The organism is Bifidobacterium sp. ESL0769, assembly GCF_029395495.1.
GTDB lineage: Bacteria > Actinomycetota > Actinomycetes > Actinomycetales > Bifidobacteriaceae > Bifidobacterium.
Map to the genome: position 1 here is coordinate 2,345,858 of NZ_CP113918.1, position 26,167 is coordinate 2,372,024.

14 protein-coding genes are annotated in these 26,167 nt (G+C 55.4%); 1 reads left to right on the plus strand and 13 read right to left on the minus strand.

Annotated features, from left to right (window positions below):
- Nucleotides 1-148: 148 nt before the first annotated feature.
- From rpe to OZX72_RS09135, 12 genes are all read right to left on the minus strand, one after another.
- The gene (gene rpe / locus OZX72_RS09080; protein WP_277158369.1) at nt 149-829 is read right to left on the minus strand and encodes a ribulose-phosphate 3-epimerase; all 681 of its coding nucleotides are present in this window, start codon (nt 827-829) and stop codon (nt 149-151) included.
- A gap of 13 nt (nt 830-842) precedes the next feature.
- Nucleotides 843-1,844, minus strand: coding sequence for a LacI family DNA-binding transcriptional regulator (locus tag OZX72_RS09085; protein WP_277158370.1), 1,002 nt, complete (start codon nt 1,842-1,844; stop codon nt 843-845).
- Nucleotides 1,845-1,979: 135 nt separating this feature from the next.
- Nucleotides 1,980-3,650 (minus strand): PTS transporter subunit IIC, encoded by a 1,671-nt coding sequence (locus OZX72_RS09090; RefSeq protein WP_277158371.1) that lies wholly within the window; start codon nt 3,648-3,650, stop codon nt 1,980-1,982.
- Nucleotides 3,651-4,125: 475 nt separating this feature from the next.
- Complete coding sequence (locus OZX72_RS09095; protein WP_277158372.1) at nt 4,126-4,524, minus strand: DUF1310 family protein; 399 nt, start codon at nt 4,522-4,524, stop codon at nt 4,126-4,128.
- Nucleotides 4,525-4,589: 65 nt separating this feature from the next.
- Complete coding sequence (locus OZX72_RS09100; RefSeq protein WP_277158373.1) at nt 4,590-5,036, minus strand: DUF1310 family protein; 447 nt, start codon at nt 5,034-5,036, stop codon at nt 4,590-4,592.
- Between the two features lie 8 nt (nt 5,037-5,044).
- The gene (locus OZX72_RS09105; protein ID WP_277158374.1) at nt 5,045-5,386 is read right to left on the minus strand and encodes a hypothetical protein; all 342 of its coding nucleotides are present in this window, start codon (nt 5,384-5,386) and stop codon (nt 5,045-5,047) included.
- Nucleotides 5,379-5,792 carry a hypothetical protein gene (locus OZX72_RS09110; protein WP_277158375.1) on the minus strand — a complete coding sequence of 138 codons (414 nt, stop codon included), beginning with the start codon at nt 5,790-5,792 and terminating at the stop codon, nt 5,379-5,381. The genes OZX72_RS09105 and OZX72_RS09110 overlap by 8 nt, the downstream gene beginning before the upstream one ends.
- On the minus strand, nt 5,789-7,018 hold the full coding sequence (locus OZX72_RS09115) for a hypothetical protein (protein WP_277158376.1): 1,230 nt from the start codon (nt 7,016-7,018) through the stop codon (nt 5,789-5,791). The genes OZX72_RS09110 and OZX72_RS09115 overlap by 4 nt, the downstream gene beginning before the upstream one ends.
- Before the next feature lie 31 nt (nt 7,019-7,049).
- On the minus strand, nt 7,050-7,493 hold the full coding sequence (locus OZX72_RS09120) for a DUF1310 family protein (RefSeq protein ID WP_277158377.1): 444 nt from the start codon (nt 7,491-7,493) through the stop codon (nt 7,050-7,052).
- 159 nt (nt 7,494-7,652) lie between these two features.
- Nucleotides 7,653-10,217: a heavy metal translocating P-type ATPase gene (locus OZX72_RS09125; protein ID WP_277159427.1), complete on the minus strand. Its 2,565-nt coding sequence runs from the start codon at nt 10,215-10,217 to the stop codon at nt 7,653-7,655.
- A 232-nt stretch (nt 10,218-10,449) separates the two neighbouring features.
- On the minus strand, nt 10,450-15,489 hold the full coding sequence (locus tag OZX72_RS09130; RefSeq protein WP_277158378.1) for an SdrD B-like domain-containing protein: 5,040 nt from the start codon (nt 15,487-15,489) through the stop codon (nt 10,450-10,452).
- Nucleotides 15,490-15,785: 296 nt separating this feature from the next.
- Nucleotides 15,786-17,804, minus strand: coding sequence for a trypsin-like peptidase domain-containing protein (locus tag OZX72_RS09135; RefSeq protein ID WP_277158379.1), 2,019 nt, complete (start codon nt 17,802-17,804; stop codon nt 15,786-15,788).
- Nucleotides 17,805-18,401: 597 nt separating this feature from the next.
- Here OZX72_RS09135 and OZX72_RS09140 point away from each other — a divergent pair.
- On the plus strand, nt 18,402-21,122 hold the full coding sequence (locus OZX72_RS09140; protein WP_277158380.1) for an InlB B-repeat-containing protein: 2,721 nt from the start codon (nt 18,402-18,404) through the stop codon (nt 21,120-21,122).
- Between the two features lie 815 nt (nt 21,123-21,937).
- On the opposite strand, the gene OZX72_RS09145 is transcribed toward OZX72_RS09140, so the two are convergent.
- Nucleotides 21,938-26,149 (minus strand): hypothetical protein, encoded by a 4,212-nt coding sequence (locus tag OZX72_RS09145; protein WP_277158381.1) that lies wholly within the window; start codon nt 26,147-26,149, stop codon nt 21,938-21,940.
- Nucleotides 26,150-26,167: the final 18 nt, after the last annotated feature.

Genomic DNA, 26,167 nt, shown 5'->3' on the forward strand with positions numbered 1-26,167 from the left:
ACATGCACCTGTGATGGAATTTGTTGTGTTTTTTATTCGATTATTTGATTATGAAACTATCGGCTACTGAATTTTTGAAAAGCCGGATTTGGATTGCAGAACCGTGCAACCAACAAGCCAATTTGAGGCTTATAGAATTCTCGGTTTATCAGCGCGAACCGGCCATGGCCTTGCCAAACAATGCACGGGTCGCCTTCACATTGTCGGCCAGCGTAGACCCCTTGCGGAAAATCGCACTGGTCCCGCCGATGAACCTTGTGGCTCCGCGGCGCACGCATTCCGGGATTGTCTCTGCACCGATATTGCCATCCACCTCAATGGGAATGACAAGACCACGTTTCGCAATTCGGCTGGACAGATCACCGATCTTATCGTACATCGGATCGATGAATTTCTGCCCAGCGAACCCTGGATTGACGGTCATGATGATGACGTAATCGGTGACGTCATAGACATAATCCAGAGCTTCCAGAGGCGTGGCTGGGCTGATCGCCACACCGGCTTCCATGCCAGCCTGGCGGATCGCAGTAAGCGTACCTTGCAGATTGTTCGTGGACTCAGCGTGCACGGCGACTCTATCGGCACCCGCATCGGCAAACATGGAAATGTAGCGCTCGGGCTTATCGACCATCAGATGCATATCCAACGGCTTCTCCGTCATGCCACGCACACTTTTCACCAAATCGGGGCCGAGCGTGAAGTTGGGGACAAACGAACCATCCATGATGTCGATGTGGTAGAAATCAACTCCTGCGGCATCAAGTTGCTTGACATCGCGCTCCAGATTACCCAGATCCGCGCACATCAACGAGGGACCTATCTCACACATTTATAACACTCCTTTATGCGCTCCTTGTCTGAGAAGTGTCACGTATGACAAGGTGCGGCTCAATCACGTTTTTTTGAGGTTTGTTTCCGGCTTCAACGCTTTTCTCGAACATGTCCAACACCAGATCCCCAATGTTTTCGGGAAGTTGGTTGACCGTGCTCAGACGCGGAACCGAATACCTGCTCATTTCGATGTTGTCGTAACCGATTACTCGTATATCTTCAGGAACCCGCAAGCCCGCGTCCGCGACCGCTCTCAGTACCCCCAAGGCGATGGCATCGTCAGAACACACAATCCCGTCGATATCCCTGCGAACTTTGAACAGGTCACTGGCTGTCCGGTAGCCTTCGGAGACCGAAAAGTCGCTGTAAAGCTTGGCCACATGTGTGGCACTGCATTTGTTGATGGCCTTCAGATAACCTTCATATCGGTCCTCAGAGCTTTTTTCTCCTTGCGGCCCCGAGATGAAGACCAGTCTCGAACTGTGGCCTTCCTGAATCAGATACTTGGTTGCTTGGTAGGAACCGCTTACGTTGTTGACCGCCATTGCTGCATAAGGATGCGAAAAACATGCCCTATCGATCGTCAACGGCACAATCCCGCGGCTGCTGAGAACCTCAAGATCATCCTCATCAACGTAAAGCGAATTGATAATCGCTCCCCGAACTCGAATATTGCACATGAACTTCAGGTAATATTCGACTTTGTCTCGGTCGTCTTCGCTGTTGCACAGATACACGCGATAGCCGTGTGCATCCGCCGCCTTCTCGATACTGCTGACCAATTCCGCAAAAAAGGGATTGGTCAGATTGGGAACGAGCAAAGCGATAAGGTCCGAAGCCTTCTGCGACAATGTTTTTGCAACGAAATCAGGTTCATAGCCAAGTCTGCTGATTACGGCATTGACCTTTTTTATGGTCTTCTCACTCGCTCCCCCTTTCTGATTGATGATGCGCGATACGGTTGCGGTGGACACTCCGCTCATTTGCGCGATGTCTTTTATCGTTGCCATCATTGCCTTCTAGTCAGGTATCGGATAGGGTCAGGTATCTTCACACTAAACCGGAGTCATGATTTGGCAAGCATCCAACGGGGAATACGGCCAAAATTCAAGATTTGTCAGAGTCGCGGCCGTATTCCAAGTTTTAGGTCATCCGACTGCGACAGGTTCACGCGGGATAAATGAACGTAAACGATTACGTAAAGAGCCCGAACCAGAATCCTTTATCCAAGCCAACAAGGACGGAACCATTGATGTCATCGCAACGCGAGCGCCAACAGTTCTTTTGCTCTTTTGAGACGATTCATCCTTTTCAACTGAACCAGTGGATTCATTGGACTGAGCAGCCACATCTGCTTCATCTTCTTCAACGGCTTTGGAAGCCATATGAGCAGTCACCGCAACTGTCGGAGTATTGTTCTCACCACGCAGCTTTGCTTCCTTACGCAACGTATGCACATACCACATGAATAGCCCGACATAAGCGACCAACGCGAGCACGGAGCAAAGAATCAACTTCCAATCAAGCGTCTTCGCCGCATTGCCGAAGAGCAACGCAAGCATCTTTTCGATAGGGTCGGAATCGACGGCGCTGAACATCTCGTTCTTGCCGAGACCAGCAGGGAAGACGCTCATAGCCTTCGAGGTCTGCGTAAGGAACGGCGCAATCAGCGTCGCAGCCCACAGGAAGATCGGGATCATGATGGTGCCGATCAGCGTCATGCGCACAACCTTGCCACGAGTGCCGATAAGCAGCGCCGGGGCGAGGACGGTGAGGATGATGCCACCCAGCGGAAGCACGTTGTTGCCCGGAAGCACCATGGCAATAATCAGGAGGATTGGTGCCAGGATGTTTGCCACGGCCCAGATTTCAGCGCGGGAGGCGAGAATCGGCCAGTCAATGGCGACGTAGAGCTTGCGGCCGTGCATCCTGCGCTCCATGAAGGAGGTGATGCCTTCCGAAAGCGGTTCAATGGCCGGGGCAAACCAATCACCCACGATGCCGAAAAGTTCGAGAGCCACACCTGCGGTGAACGCCAGCGTGAAGATATGCGGGGCATCCTGACGGCCGAGCAGACCGACGAACACGCCAAGATACGCACCAATCGCACCCTTGCTGCCAAGGAAACCGATTTTCTTGTTAAGCGTTTCCGCATCGAAATCAAACTTGTCGATGAAGGGGAAGATCTTGCTGATCAGCCTGTCGAGCAGCACCACAATAGGCGTGACCAACAGCTCGGGGTGCGCGGTGGTGGTGATATTCGTTTCATCATAACCAAGCAGGTCGTTGATAGTCGGCTTCATTGCGTCGGCATTGAACAGCATCAGTGCATAGATGAAGACCACGAATATCGACATCAGGAAGAAATTGCCACCCGAGCTCCAGTTGATGAGCAGACCGAGAATCGATACGTTCCAGATGTTGAACAGATCGACGTTCAGCGTATTCGTGGCCTTGAGCGCCAACATCACCAAATTGGTGATGATGCAGATGAACGCGAAATACAGCGTATACAGCGAACTCCACGTAATCACTGCAATCGGCGCCCAACCCAAATCACTGATTGACAGGTGCAGACCGGTGAAGGAGACAAATGCCTTCAACGCCGGGCCGAATGCTGTGGTCAGCAATGAAATCACAGCGCTCATGCCGGTCAGGGCCATTGCCATACGCAGACCGCCCTCGAACGCCCTGCTGAGTTTGACGCCAAATGCGAGCGACAGCAAAGTGATGATGATGAACATCATCGCCGCACCGCCCAAGCTGATGAACCAATTGAAACCTTGGTCCAATGCGCCCACGACTTTGGAGAAATCCATTGATACCTACCTCCTCGTAGAGCTTTCGATATCTCTTCGTTGGTTTTCCGCCGGTTTCCCTTTACGTAACCGGTTACGTAAATAACACTATATGTCGTTTTTTGAAAATTGCAAGCCGAGCAGCAAATTTCTTGATATGAAACTTATAAAATGGCTCTATTGCAGCGTTTTATTTAGTTCAAAAAAATATAAATGACATGTCGAAAAGAATAAATCACAAAATAAATAACAGTAAATTACGAAACCGATTACTCTATTTTTGCGCGACTAGTATAAAGACGACAAAGCTCTGTCAGTTATTCCCTATCAACGCAGTCGAAGAATTATGACTTACCGCAACAACATAGCCGATATGGATTTCACGATGTTTCCTATTCGTCGCTTCTTGCTTTAGTACATAATCGTTGTACCCATTATTTGCGATTTCCCTACACCGTTTATCGGTATGAGCCATCAACACATTTCTCTAACGGTTTTACGATTTAGCACCGATTAAATCCGAATATCCCTTGGAATAACCACCCACACTATCCCCCAAAGGCCCGGAACTCCCGTTTTTATTCAGCGTGACATATACACACAAATCATTTCTGCGATTTACATAAAGCGTGAGATTGATGCCACCCATAGGATTATGTCGAATACTTTTGTCGTCGATTTGATATGTACGAATTTTCCCCTTCTCGGTAAAAGCGCTTGGATCATCATACTTAAAAATATCCCTGTATATCTTGTCAGCTTCTTTGCTATACACAATACTGCGCATCCACTGCTCTTGATCGTGATGATATTTGGCCGCAATCCCACCGATCGCCACAGCAACGGCAAGCACACACGCCACAACAATCAACGCGGTTTTGCCACGACGACGCATATCTTCTACCTTCCCTATGGATTAATAACATATGACCAAAACGATGGCATAAGAAGCGCTTGCATTCAGCCAGCATTGCCATCATGCAGATGCGGATAGGCCTTATCCAACAAGTCTTGAAGCTTCAGCGATACGCTCGTAGCCCCTCCCTCCAAAGGCCCCGTACCACCGTTCTTATCAAGCTTGACATCGACCTCCATATCCGGGTCATCGTTCACAACAAGTTCAAGCGCAATCCCGCCCATCGGATCATGACCAATGCTGGCATCATCAACTTTGTAGGAACGGATAATGCCGTCTTCGGTAAGTGCTTTCGGATCAAAGAATTTAATTCCTTCCCTGTAAATCTTGTCAGCTTCTTTGCTATACACAACGCTGCGCATCCACTGCTCTTGATCGTGATGATATTTGACCACAATCCCACCGATCGCTACGGCAACGGCAAGCACACACGCTACAACAATCAATGCGATCTTGCCGGCATGCCCCTTACGGCCGCGCGAATCCGCCATAATTCCGCTCATTCTGGGCGAACTTTCGTAGCTTCATCCTGCATTGTTTGCTTGGTCCGAGTCGCCCACTCACCTTGAGCGCCGACATCAATATTATCGGCATAACTGCTCCAATCATCGGCAACCGAGCGAAGAAACGCATTCTTGTCGCGTTCGTTCTGGTTGACGTTAATCGAGGCGAGACTTGTATGCCATGGAGCCACAACGTCCTTGATAATACCCGTCTGTGCTTGCTTGAGGCATCTATTGAGCATCGCCTGCGCATCCGCAACAGCCTGTTCACAATCTTTTTTCACCCCATTCCAGAGCCGATCGGCCTCAGCAGTAGCCTGATCCCAGAAATTAGCCATTGTTCCCTCTCGCTCGTTTACGGTTATCTTCTTCTCCGCGTTCAAAAGCCCGCTCACATTCGCGATGAGACTGGGCAAGCTGTTCACGGGCGTCATCGATATAACGAAGTTTTTCGTTGATCACGGCTTCGCCGCTTTGACGATTCTGTTCAATCACCGTCACGGCCTTTTCGATGGCATCGCCAGAATCACCGTCTCCCTGCTTCAACAACGCAACAACCCGAGTGCCCAAATCCTGTAGCTGCTCATTGAAATCCCACTGGGCACGACGAACCTCATCTTCGGCACTATCCAGTTGCTTGTCTCGCTGCCGATACTGTTCATATTCGCGATCCCTGGCATCCCGCAGCTCAACCGCACGGCTGCGAATCTCCCGTTCCCGCTGTTCATCTTCCGCCCTGCTCATCGCCCGATGGCCCTCAGCTGCAACGCAAGTTGCTGATCGGTTGATACCAGAGTTTGTGCCGCTTGATTAATTTTCCTGGCAAGGTCGTCGAAGACACTCACCTGCCCGACGAAACCGTTGAGTTCAGCCTGATACTGCGCTTGGGGATTGCTGGCAATACGCTCTTCGGTCGCGCTGCCCGCTGCCAAGGCGTCCATTACCTCTCCTGCAGAAAGATTTTGCCCGACAACGGTGGCATCATGCAACGTTCCCTGCCATTCCTCACCGGCTTTGGCGCACGCTGCGTTGCACCATCCCTGCATCCCCTGTAATTCGTTTTGCGTCAGGGGATGAATACCGTTGACGATTGCGCCAGCTTCCTGTTCGTCCAAATAAATCGTTTCCGCGCCGGTGAGTTTGCCGCCATTATTTTTCGCAAGCGCCTTGCGCTCATCGTCGACAGCGCCAAGTTCCTTGTCGGCCAGTTCCGAAGCTTCATCAAGGAAGCTTACAAGTTTCAGCCGTCCATCCTTATAATAGCGATAGCCTTTCCACATATGCTGATTTGAAATATCCCCAACATCTTCGGAATCAACAATCCCTAAATCGCCGATGTGTCTGGCATTATTACCATATCCAATCGGCACAAGGTCTTTGCGATCGATATAGTTGTGTATCAAACCCTTGGCAGTCAGCTCATCAGCCACTTTTCTCTGTTCAGGAGTCAGGAAATTCCATGAATTGGGACCTTCATAAAACCAAGCGCCACTTATCCTATCAACATCCTTTGGATCAATAGAGGCAATCGCATACTGCCCTACCGATGAGCCCAACGAATGGCCGTATACATCCACATCGGCGTTCTTATATTCCGATAGCACTCGCTGCAAAGTCGCCGCACCAGACTTCATCTGCGGCGTAGGTTTTCCGCCAAATATAGACCCAACCGCCAGGGGGACATCATTCTGGATCCAATCGTTCAAAGCATTTCCGGTATCCCCTGTGAAATTAGTAGATGACCCTTGGTAGAGAACGGTGACATGTTTTACGTCACTCGGTTTGTAACCCTTGGCAGTTGGATCAGTGTCAACGATAATGTACGAGTTTTCCCCTGTTGATTGGTCATAATGCACTTCTGCCACATAGCCAACTCGAGCGCCACTATCCGTCTTTACCTCGCTACCAAGCGTATAGTCGTTATACTCATCATTCGCAATCGAGACCCTATCTTCATCAGTGAAAGCCATGCATACCCTCGATTCCAGCTAAAATCAGTTATTACGAAACGGACGGTCCACTTGTACCTTTTTGTTCATTCTTCAAAAGTTTTCCGAGTGCAGCCGAGTTACCTCCCCCGCCGCCCTTCAACGCACCAGTTTCAATATTTTTATCAAGAGAAAAATACACATATAGGTCCGGATTGTCATTAATAATAAGGACCCCTAATATTCCTCCCATAGGACTATGTTTAATGCTCTTGTCGTCAACTTTATAAGACTGGATGACGCCGTCTTTAGAAAAAGCTTTTGAATCATATTGAGTTACCAACGTGTCTCTAAAAACCTTGTCGGCTTCTTTGCTATACACAACGTCGTGCATCCACCGCTCTTGATCGTTATGACGCTTGACCACGATTCCCCCAATTACTACGGCAACAGCAAGCACACACGCAACAACAATCAATGCAATCTTGCCGCCATGGCTTTTTTGAACACTTTGCATACTAGCTACCATATCATCATTAATCAATAATAAGTATTAAAACACAATAACACCCATAGGGTTCCTCTATTCAACTAATCGCCTAGCATAAAACCCTTGAACACAAAATAATATCTTTTACATCGATTCAGGCATACGGCCAACAAAGAGTCGCATTCATCACCCACGCTCGCGCAGCGCGGTCAGCGCCCAGAGAATCGAGACGACGTCGATGGCCTCCTGCGTGAAAGCGCCGACGACCACGGGAATGAAATTGAACGCGGCGGCAACCATGCAGACCAGCGCGAGGCCGAGACCGGTTACTACGGCCTGCAGCATCGTGCGCTTGGTCTGGCGGGCGATGTCCACGGCCTTGGGCACGTCGGCGATGTCGTCGTTCATGATGACCACTTGGGCCGTTTGCGAGGCGGCAGTGGAAGTGCCGTCGGTCATGGCGATGCCAATATCCGCCGCGGCCAGAACGGGCGCATCGTTGACGCCGTCGCCGACCATCACCGAAATCGGACGCGGCTTGGGCTGGCCGGAAAGCCGGTCGAGGAACGCTTCGATCTTCGACGGCTGTTGCAGCGCTTCTTGCGAGGCCGCCTCGACCGCGGATACCTTGTCTTGCGGGAGCAAATCGGCTCGAACATCGTCGATACCGACCTCGTCGGCGATCACGTCGGCGGAACTGCGGGAGTCCCCGGTCAACATCGTCACCTTGCCGATGCCCATGGAACGCAGACGTTGCAACGATTCGCGAGCATTATCGCGCGGCACGTCACGCAGCACGATACGGGCCGCGAGAATCCCGTCGACCGAAACATACGCTACCATTTCATCGGCCGAACGCGGCTTGAATTGCGAAGTCGGAAAGGCCTCATCCGAAGACAATACAGAAATTGAATTTTGGGAAACCGACGAATCCATGGCCGTCTTGGTTTCAGGCCGGTCGACGCTGTTATCACCACTCGCGCTCATCACAAAACTCAGTCGCCCGACGCGAACCGTATGGCCTTCGACCATCCCCTGCACGCCGTTGCCGGCATCCTCGTGCACGCCCTTGACCACCGGAAAAGCCGTGCGGCCGTTGTGCAACTTCTTCGACGCGGCGGCTCCGGCGGCCACGATGCCCTGCGCGAGGATATGCACCGAATAGGTCTCCACCACCGCGGCGAGCTCGACAATGATGTCCTTTATATATTGCACGGAATTTGACCCCGGCTTTTTCACATCGAAATCGAACACGACCGGCAACCGCTTACGCGCAGCTTCGGGCACGTCAACGCGCACGACCTGCGGCTTCGTCACCGTGAGCGTTCCCGTCTTATCGAAGAAGATATGCGAAACCTTGCCGAGGTTTTCGAGAACCTCCTGTGTTTTCGTCAGGATTCCTGCCTTCGCAAGCCTCCCGGTTCCGGCCATATACGCTACCGGCGCGGCGATGAGCAACGGGCAGGGCGTGGCGAGTACCAGCACCTGCGCGAAGCGTTCCGGAGTGCCGGAAGCAATCCACGCAACAATGCCGATGACCAACGAAATGATGGTAAACGGCACCGCGAGCACGTCGGCGGTTTTGACCACGGGCGCACGCGAGGAACGTGCGGAATCGACCAGCTGCATCGTCTGCTGGTACTGCGAATCCTTGGCCAGCTGCGTGGCGCGGATTACGATCATCGTCGAACCGTTAATCGCCCCGGACATCACGCGAGCGCCCGCAAAGACGGTGCGAGGCAACGGTTCGCCGTTGATGGTGCTTAGATCGAGCGTTGCCGTGCCGCTCAGAAGCTTGCCGTCGACGGGAATCGTTTCGCCGGGCAAGACCACCAGCACGTCGCCCAGCGCGACCTGATCGACAGGAACAGTGCGGAAATGCGCATCCTGCGCGGCCTGCGATTCCATAATCTTCACTGCTTGCGAATTGCGCGCGAGCGAACCTCCGATGAACGTATGCCGAGCCAGAGAACCAGGAATCTGCGAATGTCGGCCCTGAGAACCAGTCTGTGAACTTCCAGCCTCATCCTTGGCTACGGACGCAAGTTCACAACTGCAATCCTTCGCGTCAATTCTGCAGACGTTATTTTCCAAATCGCGCACGTCCACTTGCGGCAACGCGGCAGCCAAAGTCGCGCGGAAACCATCGGCCAAACGCTTGTTGTTATCGGCAAATAATGCCGTAAGATGAGCTTTTCGGGTATCGGCGTCCTCGTTCGTTTTAGAAGTGCGGCTTCGAACTCCACCCTCATCGTTCAAAGCCGCACCGATTCCCGGCAAATCGGAGATATGGGCCATCTGCGGAGCGGCGGCGATCAGGGCGCTCAGATTGCTTTCGGCCCTGGTCTGCGCGAATTCTTCGATGGCTTCGCCCGACCAGATCATCAGCACCACGGCCCAACTGGCCCAGTACTCCTGAACACCCAATGTCGAAAGCAACGCCAAGATCGCCAGCACGTCGATGCCCACGTGCCCGGCTTTGAGCGAGGCGATCATGCCGCGAACCGAATCGAAAACCGAATAGGCAACGAGCAGCACCACAATGAGCTGGCCGACAGATGGATTGAACGCGAACGGCCCGATATGCCATGTCCCGGCGTCGGGCGGAGCGGCAACGAAATTGCCAATATCAAGCGCCCCGATGCCGTTAAACCAAGGCCGATAATTCCAAAATAAAGCCACGAAAATCGCAGCCACGATGGTGATGGGAAGCATTGGTACTTGCCGGCAGATGTCGCCGATTCTGCGAATAATCCGCATGATTCTCCTTGCGCGTGTACTGCCCGGACGCACAAGTTGCGCGACCAAGCAAGTTGGTCACGCCTTGTTAACCCACCGGCGGCGCAAACCCCCGATACACGGCGTAAAGATAATGGAACACAGTATAGCGGAACCATGCCGACAATCAGTCCCAAAAACTCGTGCGGGTCGCAGGGCCGCAAGCCGAAGCCAACGGCCCAAGCACATCACTGGATTTTCGTTGTCATGCGTTGTATCGCAACCTCTTGAGCCAGATAATCAGAATTCCCAAAGCCGCAGTCAGCAAGGCAACCGGTACAATCACAAACGTCTCGGTTCCGGTCTTCGCCAGCGCCTTCTTCACCGGCCTCAACCGGGCAGAGGCACCGTTTCTGCGAACCGGATTCAGCGAAACCGGCCCATTGACACTGCCGAGCACCGGCTTAGACGGTATGAATCCGCCACCATTACCGTTGCCGGAGCCAAGTCCGTGCGTGCCGCCATTGCCGGAACCGGAACCAGGCCCAGGCACGCTAGGCGCATGCCCGTTGCCGTTGCCGGAACCAGGCCCAGGCACACTGGGCGCATGGCCGCCGATACCCGGCCCAGACGAAGCCGGCGTGTACTTGTTGATGAAAACCGCGGTACGGACGCTGACGCCACTGGCATCGCTCAACGTCGCAGTGACATGACGGGTGAAATCGACGTAATCATCGTAGGTCACAATCGTCAGCACATACTCGACGGGAGTGCCCGGAGCCGGAGTGACACGCGCATGATGATCCGTACTGTCCTCCGTGATCTTGTATCTGAACGTGTAGTGAGCCGTCGTTGGGAGCGTGAACTTGGAAGCGTCGACGAGTACCGTCTTCCGCCCAGCAGCACTGCCCGAGCCTCCCACGCGGACGCTGGAAGGCACCGCTTGCCCCTCGCCCGTGGCCGGCGCGCCGCCGATGGGAGCGATATTGAACCGGTATTGCTCGCCAGGCAGCCAATCACGGCCCAGAAGCCTCTTGACGATGACGAATCCGGTTTCTCCGGCATCCAAGGGGCCGACGAGCCCTTCGTTCTCATAGTCATCTTCGTAAGTCGGGCTGACCATTCTCGCCAATGACGGTATGCCGGCGATGGCGATGGAGCCGTGCTCGTCGGCCTTGCTGTTGATGGTCCTGTCGCCACCAACATGAGCAGTGGTGGGCGTCAGGCCCCTCGGCCCATTGACGAGCACGCGATACCCTGACCCCGATGAGACATCGTCGAACCTATAGTTTCCATGGCTGTCGGTCACGCCCTGCAGCGGATGGCCACCCGTATCCGTCACGATATGGCCCGAACCATCAACCAACTTCACCGAGGCGTTGGGGACGACGGGCTCGCCGGGATCGTTGAGGCCATTCCTGTTGGAGTCATACCACACCGTGCCGCTGACGATGCGGTTGCAGGTCTGGGTCAGCGCGATGACATTGTTGGCGCCATCGGCCCACTGCTGTTCGTAAAAATCTCCCGCCTTGTTGCTTTGGGGCTTCAACGTGGTATCAATGAGCAGACTGGAGCCGGCAGGCAACGTCGGAAGCTCAAACGCCATAGCCGTAACACCGCTGGAAGGCATGCTAAGCGACCTGCTGAAATCGATGCGGACCAAGTCGTCGGCACCGTCGGGAACGGCATCAGCCGTCTTCCAAACATCCGCATGCGTATCGATCTGCGTACGAGTGATGTCTTCCGGGCTCACGCCTGCTCCCTGCAGGCTCGTATCGGTGGAATAGCGCACCACCAAGCCGCTCAGCGAAGCGCTGCCTTGCGCCTTGATGCGCACACTCTGGATCTGGTAGGTGCCATGGAAGGTGGATAGGCTATCGTTGCCGCCATGGTGCGGCATAATCTCCACGGAGAAGGGGTTGGCTTTGCCGCTCTGCGAATAATTGCCGAACATCGAGCGGTAGACGAACGGACGGCCGATTTCGTTAATCAGCGTCTTCGCTCGCGTGGCGAGTCCTGCCTCCCGGAGCTTGGAGACGCCCATGCTCGCCGAACTCAGAGTCCCCTTTTCGGTGTTCGGCGCGACACGGTAGCCGTCAGAGGAGATGGACGCACTGACCGTAAAGTGGTCATTGTTTTTCGCGTCCTGGCTGGAGTCATCCTCATTGCCGATGGTGGTGCTGAAATGGATGGTCCGGTCACGGCTGTCCCGCGGAATATCCGGAACATGCCAGACGAGGGTGGTGGTGCCATTGGGGTTATTGGTAACGGTCGGCTCGAAGTCCGTGCCGCCGATCACCGTACCGGCGTCAGGCGTATGCTCCGTGTATATACCGTCGAGCTTGGATGAATTCGCCAGGTAATGCAGGCCAACCGGCAAGGTGGCGGTGACAATGGCGTTGCTGGTGCCTCTTCCGCTGATACTGCGGATTCTGGCGCCAATCTTCCAATCCACGGTACGCTGCCGATTGTCGAGATCGAACTCGTCTTTGGGATGCCCGCCAGTTTTCTGTGCGACGGAGATGTCGACCGCCGGCTGCTCGCCCGCCACATAAAGCGCATCGCCCCACTGACGTTCGTGGGTGCCGGAGCCTGCCTGATAGCCAGCGGCGGTGTACGACGGCTTTACATATGGCTTCCGCTGGAATATATCGGTATCGACGGCACCCTGCAGATGGTCGTTGAAATACCAATCCATGGGGTTTTGAGTCATGGCCCAATCGTTCCAATCGGAGTCCTGACCTTCGACGGAAAAGGACAGGCCCTTCGCGGTCTTCATCTGTTGACGCGTATACATATAGCTGATGGCGCTGAGCTGAGCTACCGAGCCGTCCGGAGCGTCCCTGCGAACCGTCGCACGGATATTGCCCATACTGAATTTGGTCTCGATGCCTGCGCTACGGCTGTATGCCGGCTGGTTGGAAGCGAGCAGGACGCCGACGATAGTGCCGTGACTCTGGGCCTCGGCTTTGGAATTGTAATACCTAAGATCGCCGAGCACGGCGGTACGTTCCTCAGTATCGTTAGCCCATCCCGAACCATTCGGCTTGACCGCGTATTTGGCTTTGACCGAAGTGGCCCGGTTGAAGAAGGGATCGGGATCATTCCAACTGTGGAAGAACCCGGTTTTCCCCGTATCCGCTCCCGAACCGCCGGAACCTCCGGCATCGAGATGGTTTTCATCCGCCAGATCGATGACCGTTGGATCGATCTTGATAAGCATCATGTGCCCGACAGGCAGTTTCGCATCGGGTTGCTGGAATACGTATGTGGCCGAAATACGGATGGGATCGCCCGGCGTGGCCACATCAGTGTCTTTGCGGTTGTCGTCGCCCGTCCACCCTGCACAATCGAGGCCGTTCTCCTCATAGGCACGATCGGTAGAGCAGGCATAGGCATAGAACGGCGCGACGGAACCCGGCACGACGAGGCTGAACCTGTCCGGCCGCCAGTTGTCGTTATTGACCGTGCTGCCGTCGGTATTGTGGTCGTTGACCGCCTGATTGCTGCGATCAGAGCCGGAGGTATTGGAAGCCACGCCGCTGACATCGGTGTAGCTCATGCCGCCTTCGTCGGCGGTAAGGGTCACGGTGACGCCGGATCCATAGGCCGCCTGGAGTTGGCTGTCGCTCTTGTTTACTGGATGGAAAAGATAGAGATAACCAGTGGAAATCTCGCCGATATTCTGGACGTTGCAATTGTTGCCCATGAACTCATCGCTGCATGACGAGCCGGCTTGGGGAGAGCTCCCCTGCTTTGGCCAAAACGGGCCGATGGCGTAACCGCTGAGCGTGAAATGGTAGGCGGTGTAGTCGGCACCGATCTCCTGGGTGACCTGGTAGTCGCCGTTGTCATAGGTCCTGTTGTGGTCCCTGCTGTCGGTATGGGAGCGGAAGCCACCGGCGATTTTATAGTTGTCCGAGCGCGGCACATAGTTCTGTGTGTCGTTGTTGAGTTCTCTGCCCGGCGTCGACGGCGTCGCCTGTTGCGCGGCCGCGTCCGCATGGCTCATGGTCGGCGTCGTCACCGGTGCCAGGCCCCAAAATCTGGATTGCACGTCCGCTCCGGCATCGGCGACGTCTCCGTTGTCCTTGTTCCACTTGTCGGTGGTGCTCAGGTTGAAGGTGATCGGCCCTTGCGGGGCTTCCAATCCTTTCATCCCCTTGCCGCGGACGATATCGGCGTTGGGCCAGCGCAGATCGACGGCCCAAGGCATGCCGGTGATGTAGCCGCGCTTCTTGCCCAGACCGTAGTTGAGCTGACCTGCCGCATCGGGCTTGTCAAAATCGAATTTCCTGATGGGCGAGGCCTGGGTGACGGTGGAATCACCGGCGAAATTGCCAATACGAATATCAAGGCTCGTCTTGGCGCTGATGGTCAGCGTGCGCGGCGTATCGGTTTTGCCGACGGTGTCACCGGTATATTCGGAACGCGCGTTGACGCTCGGTGCAAGCGTCTGGCCGTTGAGCATGACGTTGATCTTAAGGACGATGGTCACCGTGGCGGTGCCCGGCGCGACGTAGGTGCCCGGCCGGGAGGCGGTGGTGTGGCGCCAGAAGACGTAGTCCTGCGAGCCGTCGGGATTGTCCGTATGGGTGCTGGGATATTGCGGATTCTGGTCGATCCAGCTCATGTCATCGGTGTCCAGAACCGCCTTGTTCTTATCGACCGGGATGTGGACGTCGAAACGCACACGAGCGTCGCGATAATAGTCCATCGGGGACTGCGGGGTGAGCGTGTAATTGTAATCGTAGGTGACTTTGTCAAAAGAGCGGACGATGGCATTGCTGGCGCTGGAATCATCGCCAGGGTTGTCGTCGGAGTCGAAGGGCGCCTGCCCGGTGTGCATGCTGTCGAGGCTGAGCCTGCTGACGGTGATGTTGTCGGCAGCGGTGGCGACGTCATGGGAAACGATAGTGCCGTCTCTGACCAATGGCACGCCTGCCTTGGAGCCGCCATCGGCTTGTTTGGCCGAGGAGTTGCCGCTGCGGGTAATGTCAGGATTCGATACCGATGAACCGCCGTTCTGCTGCGAAACCGCCGACTTGTTGCTCAGCGAACCGCGAATCAGTTGACTGCTGGCGGCGGAACCCGAACCTTGCTGTTGCGCATTCTGGGAATCAACGACGATCCGGCCTCCCGTCTGCGACGAAACCTGCTGCGAAGAAACCTGGGACGTTTCACTGCCAGACGACGGATTGGACGGCGACGACACCGACGCTTCCTCGCCATTGTTCCCAATCGTATTCGGAGCACAGACCGCAGAAGGAGCGAACATTCCCAACACGATGACACCGCTGACCACACTAATTAAAATATGCACAAATTTAAAGCGCGACAAAATAAATTCAGTCTTTCTAAATTCCCCAATTTTGCCAAAGGTTGCATTACCTTTAAGCAGCGGCTGAATTATATATTCAAAATACGACATATGAATAATAAATATCTTATTATTTCTAAGTTAAATGCGCCTCATCGCCCACAAAATACGAATGGTTCCAGGCTATCCCAAAAATGCGGAATAACCCGGAACCAATCACAAACTCCGGCACTGCACATCAGCCGGCAGGCCGAATGCATATGCCGATCAACAGCCTCGCTTTACCAGAAACCGAAGGGATCGAAGAGACCGCCGCCGTCTCCGTTGCTGTTGCCGCCTTGGCCGTTTTGGCCCTGACCGTTCTGGCCATTGCTGTTCTGCTTCTGGTTTTCTGAACGGTTGCTGCCCTTGACGCTGCTTTCCTTCTGGTCGAGGGTGACGTCGACGTCCATGGTCTTGTGGTCGCGCACAATGGTGAGCTTCACCTTGTCGCCAAGGCTCGCCGCGCGGACGTAGCCGAGCAATGCGGAGCTGCTGCCGACCGCCTGACCGTTGAAGGCCACCACGGTGTCGTTGGCCTTGAGGCCGGCCTTGTCTGCCGGGCTGCCCTTGACGACGGCCGAGCCGCCGCCGGTAGGCGAGGTAATCTGCGCGCCGCCGCGGGTGATGCCGTCGGATTCGGCGTTCGCGGACTTGATGGTCACGCCGAGCATGGCGTGATCGACGGAGCCCTTCGAGACGATCTGGTCGGCCACGCGCTTGACGAGGTTCGACGGGATTGCGAAGCCGATGCCGATGGAGCCGGACTGGCCGGACGACGAAGAAGCGGAGGCAATCGAGGAATTGATGCCGATGACCTGGCCGGCCACGTTGAAGGTCGGGCCGCCTGAGTTGCCGGGGTTGATGGCCGCGTCAATCTGCACCGCGTTGGTCACGATTTCGGAATTGTTGTCGTCCATCACGGAGACCGGGCGATTCAACGCCGAGACAATGCCGGTGGTGGCAGTGTCGTCGTAACCCAGCGGGTTGCCGACTGCCATCACGTTCTCGCCGACCGCAAGCTTGCTGGAATCTGCGAATTGCACCGGCTTAAGACCGCTCGGAGCGCCTTCCAATTGGATTACGGCGAGATCGGTGGTGTTGTCTGAGCCGACGACATCGGCCTTATACATCTGGCCGTTGGAAAGCGTGACCTGGATGTTGGATCCGCCGGATACAACGTGGTTGTTGGTGACGACGTGGCCCTTGTCGTCAATAATCGCGCCGGAGCCCTTGGCTATGCCCTGGCTGACCTGCGTGGTAATGGAGACCACGGAATTGGAGACCTGCGAGGAGACGGCGGCCCAGTCCGGGGCCTGGCCGCCCTTGACGGTGGCGGAGCCGGATCCGGATTTGTTGGAAGTGATGCCGGACATGGTGCTGGAGGCCGGAATCGTGACCCATCCCTTGGAAATCCCGAGGTAGCCGATTCCCAAACACAGCGCCGCGGTCACCACGGCCGCGACGACGGCAGTGATGATATTGTTGTGCGACTTGGGTTCCGCGTAACCGTTTCCATAGCCGCCGCCCTGCACATTCGGCCCGCCGAAGTTGCCGCCATTGGGGCCATCGGGCCTGCCGGGACCACCGTTGTAGGGACCGCCGTTGCCGTTCTGGCTGTTGCCGTCGTTGCCACCGTTCTGGCCGACGTTCGGGTTCTGGCCGGCGCTGCCGAAAATACCGTTCCACGGCATGCTCGGGCCGTTGGCGCCCGGGACGTTCGAGGAAGAGGCATTACCCGCACCGAACGGCGCGTTTCCATTGCCGAAGTTACCGCCGTTGTCATTATTGCCGATGTGGTCAGGCAGCGGACCATAGGCGCCATATTCCGGCGCCGGACGGTACGCACTGGCATCGCTGTTAGGGTTGCTCGCGTTGCCGAAATTCACCAGGTCGGAAGTCTCGTAGGGATTGTCCGAAGGGGTGTTTGCGGAGGCGACATCCGTTGAATTGGTGGTGTCAGGCCGGTACCCGGTCGAGAACACTTCCGTCGACGTGCCATTGGAGGCACTGCCGGATGAGCTGCTGGAATCCGCGTCCGGTTCGCTATTGAAGCCCTGCGTATCTTGCACGGGCTGCGTCGGTTGCGTGGCATCCGTCTGGTTCTCGCCCGATGCAGCCGCGTCATTGCCGTTCCCCGCCGCTTCATCCGTGTGAGCGCTGCCGGGAAAGTCCGGCAAATCCGGCGTTATATTCATATTGTCTTGATTGGGACGTGCAGGCTGACCGCTGCTCCACTCGTCTTTATTGTCTTCAGCCATTGCTGCTCCTTATTTCCTCCAACGGGTATGCCATCGGCGACATCCGTCACGAAAGCCACCCCTGAGCCTTAATAATGAGTAAAGACACCCGGTCTGGATGTTTCCTGAACATTTCTTGAAAGAATAATCCCAGCACTACGAAACATCACCGTTATGTCCACTAAATCGGCATCAGTTAGACATAATAACCGTTGCCATAAACCGATTCCGAGCGCTTTTTCTTGGTTATTCATGCCAAGTTTTCTGCCGAAAGCAAAATTCTATGAGATATCAAACCATAAAACCGGATTCGAGAAGACACCTTCACTGCGCATAATCAGAGTTATTCTTTTGTGTTATATTCCCGCTTATCTCACGGATTTTTGCTGCATCAAACCATAAAAACAGACGAAGAATTCAAACGATTATTTATCGATAATTACGCAGTAAAAGCCATTTTTTCAGGTTACGTCTAACGTTCTAATTGCACTACGTCATGATAGAATAATTACTATCATTCATAACAAAAATGGTAGTAGAGAGCTAGAAATTATGCGGAATTCGAAGTTGAACAGTCCGGCGCGACTTCTGACTGGTATAACAGCAGCCGTTGCCGCAATGGCATTAACGTTGTCGCCTGCAATAGCCATGGCCGACACTCCAACCACATCTGCGCCGAAAGAACCGGCAGCGGGCCAAAGTGCCACGCAAAAGCCGGCCCCCGGCCAGCAAACCCTGCGGCAGGAGCCCACGACGCCAGAAACGCGGACGTCTGCACCTGCAGCACCAGCCGCGCCAAGCGCTCAGGGTGAGACGCCCTACGCCTGCACCGAGGGCACAAGCACCTTCAAAGACTGCTTCCCCGACGCAGCTTTCCGCGCCTACCTGGCCAGGGCGTATCCATTCGACAGCAACTCGTCGAACAGCAATAATCCAGGCAATAAATTCGATAACTCTGTCGTAACGGCGGCTTGGGCCGGCAGAGTGAACAAGATCGACGGCAGTGGCCTCGGCGCGTACGGACTCGGCGGAGCAACCCAGATCAGCGACATCCGTGGCATCCAGCTGTTCACCAACCTTCGTACATTCACCGCCGCAAGCCGCGTAGACCATGGGTTCTCGGCCGTTACCGACTACTCCCCCATGTCGCACCTGGCCAATCTCACCACGGTCAATCTCGCCTATATCGGCAATAACGTTCCTGGTGACGTCAACAACGCCAAGCTTTCGACCTGGACTTCAGCAAACATGCCTGCTCTGACTTCGCTGAACCTCGAGGAATCCTCCTTCTGGGACGCCTCCCAGCTCGCAGGCCTTTCAAATCTCACCAGCCTCAATCTCAACAGGAATCTGTTCGGCAGGAGCGGCGCCACCGCCGGAGCCCCCGACGACAAGGGCGCGTTCAGGAACTTCAACACGATGTTCCCGAACCTGCAGCAACTCGACGTCGGCAATGACGAAGCGCTGCACGAAGACACCAATTTCGATGTACTGACGCTTTTGCCGCATCTGACCGACCTCGACGCGAGCGGTATCGGCATCGGTATCCACGGCAAGATCCCCGCAGGTATTGCACACATGACGCAACTTCACATTCTCAAGATGCATGATGACCGGCTCAGTGACGTGACAAGCCTTGCAGGTCTTACCAACCTGACCACACTCGATCTGGGCTGGAACGGCCTCGATGACATCAGCCCGCTTTCCACGCTGACGAACCTCACCAAGCTGGACGCCAATGACCAGCAGATGAAAACCGGCGATTACGTCGCGAATCCGGACGTGACCATTCCTTCCGGAACCGTCGCCAACACCCGCCAGTCCCCGTCCATCACGTTCGGCAGGTCGGCGTGCTTCTATTACAAGAACGAAACGAAGCCGGCTTGCCTCGACCCGGGCAGCGTGTCCATCAGCGGCGACTCGGTCAAGCTGACCGACCCCCATGTGGATGTCCCTAGCGATTTACCTGCTTCCGAGCTCGGCAACGTAGTAAACAACCAGCTGCGCGACGGCCTTGTCGCCATCCCCTTCTCGGCACCCATCACTGATGCCAGTGGCCGGTTAATCGGCAATTTCAATGGGCTTTTCGCTCCCATAGTGCGCGCGCCACGAGTGGTGATTGACATGCGCGGTGGCACACTCGATGGAAATCCCAACCCCCCAGCCAGGCAGATGGTCTACGGCAGTTCGTTGAAGGGTATGCACGATGGTATGCGTAACGGCGACACCTTCCGAGGCTGGAGAGCCTGCATCACCGGAACCAGTAATCAAAGCTCCACCCACTGCACTTTCAACAATGCGCCGAAATTCTATCTCGATACTGACCTGATTACTGATGACATGACAATCTATGCCTTCTGGCAAAGCGATAACGAACATGACGTCATATTCAACCCCGGTGGCAACCAAGCCACATGGACCGTTAGCGTACCTGTCGGCACCACTCTCGAAAGGCCGGTGAGGCAGCCAAGAAATCCAGGCCATGCTTTCTTGGGATGGTACACGAATCCTAGTGGAGGAGAGTTATACGAGTTCGGACACGAGATTGACCATAACTTCAGCCTTTATGCTCATTGGGGGCCGGACGGTTCTGCACCCGAGAACCTCGCAACGAAATATATGGTCTACTTCGACCATCGCAACGGTCAGCCTGGCACGCAGGAAAACGTTCCAGCCGGCAACACGGTCAAACAGCCGTCTACCCCGGTAAGGGCAGGCTTCGATTTCAAGGGCTGGTCCACCACGCCAGACGAAGGTACCGCCTATAACTTCGAAAACTCCGTCAACTCGGACTTGGTGCTCTACGCCCTGTGGACGCCAAAGAGCTCCAGCTCGGCACAGGTCACCACACCGGCGCCCTCCTCCCCTTCAAGCCAGATTGTCAACCGCTATGTGACCATTCAGAACTACGCTGCTAACAACGCAGGCAATGCACGCGCTGCGAACGCCGGTAACGCAATCGGCAGCGGCAAGGACACGATGGCGCCCAATGGCAACGGCTTCAACTTCCTGCGTAGCAACGGAAGCGCGAACGATTCAAAGAAACAGACGACACCGGGCAGGCAAGGTGGCCAGAAGGTCTGCAAGGCCAACACCATCAGCACGACGACCCCGTCCTCCATGCGCAACGACGGTACATTCGGCAGCGTCCAGTCCATCGCCGATTACGACGCACAGTGCGTGGCAACCGCGCCGGCTGCCGCTGGGGTTGAGCATCACTCGAATCTCGGCTGGCTCTGGTTGCTGCTCCTCGTGTTCCTGCTTCTGCCGCTGCTGCTCTTCTCCCGTGACCACTTGCCGAATATCGGCCAGCACAAGTCTGCAGAGATCTACAAGTAAGCCCTGCAGGCGCTGAAACTAGCGACTGCTCACCGAAATTGACGCCCTCCGACCTTTACGGGTTGGAGGGCGTCAATGCGTTTCGGACCTTTGCAGCCGTGCCTTTTGCGAATTTCGAATGTCGTGCTTTCCGCCAGTTTCTGGCCATTTCATTTCGGAGCGCTTCAGCAGCTTTACGTTTGATGAGTCTTGAGGCCATCAGGGGACTTACTTCCTTCCCCACTCATGTTGCCCCATTGTTTACTTCGATCGCCTCCAGGCTTTACACCGTTGTATAGCCCCGCACAACCTTGTTCAAGAGCTTTGCTAACAACAACTTTCCACGAAAAGATATATATAACAGTTTGTTTTCAGAGAACCGCTCCAGAGCAATACCGACCCCAGCTATATCGTTCCTCTGCTATCGTTCCATCTACCAAAAAGCCGCGTAGCCCGCCTTCACGCATAGATCTATAGACTTGTTAAGCTCAGTAGATAAGTCCTTATATATAGTCCTTTATGTGCGTCTGAGACGTTAGTTTATGACACAGTATGTTATAAAACATCATAGATGACAGATCAACCTGTCTATCTGCTTCATCACCATTGAATCTTCGATCACCCAGGTCCACATCGACCTAAACACACAACAGCAAGGACCCACCAGACTTATAGCCGCGCCCCTATGGGCCCCACACAACCAACGCAACAAATAAGGACGGCCACCCTGCTTGTGCAGAGTAACCGTCCTTATTATTGAACCTTCTTGCTGTTACCAGATAGCTATCAGACCGCTACCACATAGCGACTAGCTGATGCCATCTGGCCACAAGCCATTAGATCGTGTGCCTCGGGCCACTGTTGGAAATGCTGTGACGACCAGCCGACGCGCTTTGCAGCTGCGCATTCTTCTTGTAGCGACGGTAGACGAAATCAGCCGTTGCAAGCACAGCAATCGCCAGCAGCAACCACAGTAACCAGGAACCGGTTATCGGCAGCTGCCGAACCATCGGTGCGAGCGGAACCTTGGCCTTTACAATAGCAGATTCATTGGTGGCTTGGTCGGTGGCAAAGGCCCTTACGATGCCGCTGTGAACGTCCGAAGGCGGAACCAGCGACCAATTGCCGGCAGCATCAGCCGTGGTCTCGGAGGTCTTGCAATCGCCAGCCGCTCCGGCCGTGGGATCACCAGTCACCGGAATCCGGCAGGTACCGGACGTATCGCTCGAATCCCAAATCACCGTCACCTTGGTACCGGTGAGGTCGGTGTGCGAATCACGGGCCGTCAGCTTGCCGCTTACCTTGCGGTAAGTGGTCGTGTCAAAGGTCAGCGCAGGGGAAGTAACATCGACGGACCAATCCTTCGGGCCGGCGGTTGCCTGACCCTGAGTACTGGTGAGCACGGCTTCAAAGGTATAGGTATCACCCTTCGCCACGTTTGCCGGAACCTTGAAGTTGGAAATCGGGATATCCACGCTCCAGGGAGTGTCGCCAGGTGACACCACCGAAATGGGTGCGCCAATCTTGGTGGTGTCCGCAACGATGTCGCCGGAGGTGGATGCCGAAGGATCCTTGAACTTCATGTATAGCTGGACGCTCGCGGTGCCATAACCAACGGTCTTCGCGGTGCCGCTGACCTTGACCTTGGCATTGTCGCCATCGGTAAGCTCGCCGTTCGCTTCCTTCTTGGTGTGAGGAATATCGATGCCATCGACGGAAACCGCCGGCGACTCGAGACCTGACTTGTAGGTGAAGTTGTCATATACCGTGTCGACGGTCCAACCCTTGTCAATCAGCGATTGCGCGTTAGACTGGTCGGTGGCGGCCATGTTGGTGCTGACGCCCTTGGCATCATTCGCCTGATCAATCAGCGGATTGTAGACATCCTTCAACGCCTGGGTTGCGGAGCACGACGCCGCGGCAGGGTTGCCGGACGAAGTCGTCGAGACAGGCCAAGTGACCAACTTGTAGTAACCGTCAAATTCAGGCTGGTCTGCCTTCACCTTGCCGAAATCAATCGACCCATCCTGATTCTGGGCAGCCGCAAGGCTTCCATCGGCGTTCCTGGCCATCAATCCACCGGGTTCGTTGAGCTTCGCGTTCGGAGCCCACAGCGGAATAATGGTACCGTCGGCAGCCTGATTCGTGGATTGCGCCTGAGGCGTCAGCGACGTCACTGGCTTCCAATCGCGTCCGTTGACAAGCCCGAACCACTGGAAGTAATACTTCGTGACCTTGCTGCAGACATTACTGTTGGCCCTGCCGAGATCCGGGTTGACCCAACGCAGGAAGAACGAATCCTTCGGAGCCGTCTGCGTGACATTGTCCGGGGACTTGTTCTGCCCGTAATTCGGCAGGCCGGAATAGGCAGGTGCACCGGTATCGGTTATCAGACCCCAGTTGGCCTGGCCATTGCTCCACAGGTGTGGGTGCGTCTCATCGTAACCGACGAAGGCGAACGGGCCATCGCATTGGCTGGAATCGTTCCTTCCGTTGCATCCCCTGCGATAGGTGCGCAACGGGTAGTTCTTGGAGCTGACTTCGACCTGAGCACCGTCATTGCCCGTGGACTTATTGCGTGTCTTCGCGTAAATATACAGGGGCTGAGGGGTGCCGCCAAGTCGGTTGGATGTTCCCCAATCGCCACTATTCGGATAATCGACATCGGCTTCGACCGAAACCGTCAGGTAATCGTAGGCACCTTTCGTCGTTACGTCACGGATGGTGTAGTAGTTGAACTCGCCGTCGCCGACGTCCCTCGCCCACCAATAGGCGGCGATGGACTGGGCGGTCTTGGTGTTCTGGGCCTGGTTGTCGCTCTTCCACGTATTGAGGTAGTGAAGCGGCCTCTGCGTGCCGGCACCGTTATAGCTATAGCTCAGCTTCAACCCGCAGTTATCCTGCTTGTCAATGCCTTGCACAACGCCGTCAACAGTCCAGAGCATCGTGCCCTTATCCCAGTAATTCGTCATGGCCGTGCAGCCAGGATCGACGTCTCCATGCGCTACACGCAGTACGAAGTCGGCGCGCAACTCGTCGTCATCTGCACTGACCTTGTTGTTGTAGCCAAGCATCTTTTCGATTTTCGGAGTATGTGCCGGGTCGTTGGCCGCAGGCACGATTCCGCCGGAAGTATCAGCCGGATTCGTGGGAGTGGTGGCGACCGGAGTGGTCGGGTTGAAGCCCTTGTAGTCATAGCCTTCGTAAGCCGTGTCGACGGTCCAGCCGAGGTTCATCAGGTACTGGGCGTTGTCAGGATGGTTGTCGGCCATGTCTTGGGTGACACCAAGGTTCTCGTTGCCGCCGCCGTAAAGCGGGTTGTAGACCTCGCGCATGCTCAGTCCGTTCGGGCCTTGCTTTTTAGTGGAAAGGCAGGAGGAGATATTGCCGCTGCCGTCACCGCTGGTAGGCCAAGTGACGAGCTTGAAGTAGCCGTCAAGACCTTGGTCCGCCTTGGCTTTGGCGAAGTTGATGGAACCGTCCGCGTTTTGGGCAGGACCATCACCCATGATCGTACGGTCCGCGTTGTCGCCATCCGGATCGTTGTACGAAGCGTAATTCTGGTCTGAACCGCTCCTGAACTGGCCGGTATTCGGATCGTACTTATAGCTGTTGGGAGAAGTGCCGGGGTTCGTTGGATTCTGACCGTTCGAGGCTAGCGCGTGCGAGGTGATGGAGGTCGCGGGCACCCACTTGCCGTCCTTGAGGCCGAACCATTCGTAATAGAAGCTGGCGGTATAGGCGCAAGGATCATTGTTTGGCCCGGGGTTGTTCCACATCGTAAAGAACGATTGCTTCGGAGCCGTGCCCGCAGGGGTCTTATTGACAAAATCCTGCCCGTTGAAACCGTTGTCGGGACGCAGGCCCCAATTGGCTTGGCCTCTGGTCCAGAGCTTCGCGGTATCGTCGTAGCCGACGTAGGCGATGGGCCCGGAACAACTGCCGCCAGGGCAACCGGTGTTGTAAAGGTATACCGGATAATCCGCAGCGATATTCGTCACGTGTGCAGTGTCTTGAACAAGCGCCTGCGTATTCGTATAGCATCCGTTGTTGAGACTGTTGGAGCACCAGCCGAGATCGACGGCCTTCTTCGGGTTCACCACGGCGTAGACGCCACGCGCATACTTAAGGCCACCGAGCTGGTTGGAACCGCTGGGGTTATCCGGGTAGTCCTGGTCGCCTTCCAAGGAGATGGTCAGATAATCATACTTGCCATCGTCCGAGGTCTTGAGATTCTCGATGGTGAAATACTCATCGACGTTCCAGGCCCATTCGGTAGCCGCGGCCTTGTAGTCGGAAGGCTTGGAACTGGCATTGCCGAACTGCGTGTTCATATAGGAAAGACGCCGAAGGCTGGAAGCGTTGTGGTTACCGTCAAAGCTGTAAGTGTAGAAGAACTGGAGTCCGCACTGACCGGTGCCGTCACGACCCGCGTTTTTGGCGGTGTTCCTGTTGTTGGCATTGTTATACGGCTTTGCCAGCGGTACGCAATCGGGTCTGACATCGCCATGGCCGACACGTAACACGAAGTCCATACGCAGCTCGTCGGTGACACTGTCGACGCGATCGTTGTCGCTCAGCATGGCCTGCAGCTGCGGCTTATGAACATCGTCATCGCCTTGCGGGCCTACGCCGGAGTCCTGCGGGGTCACAGCCTTGTTGCTACTGTCGCCCTTAGTGCCCGACGTGCCCGGCTGAGGCGCAGCTTCATTGCCTGCGGCGCCTTGCGAACCGACAGATCCCTGATTAGTCGCGCCTGCGCTACTGCCGCCACCCAACGTCTGCGAAGGGTTCTGCGGGTTCACACTGTTCGACTGCCCTGATTGGCCGGAACTCTGATTGCCGTTGATCTGAGCGGAGCCTTGGTCCGTGCTCGCCTGAACGCTTGACTGCGCCTGAGCGTTGTTCTCGCCTGACTGGGGCTGCACGGTGTCAGCCGTCGTAATCATCGGGACAACCATCAGCACCGCAGTCAAGGCAACACCCGCTACAAGAAGCAGGCGACGACCACCACGCGGAGACCGATTTCCTTGGTCTGACTTGTTCATGTTGCCTCATCCTCAATC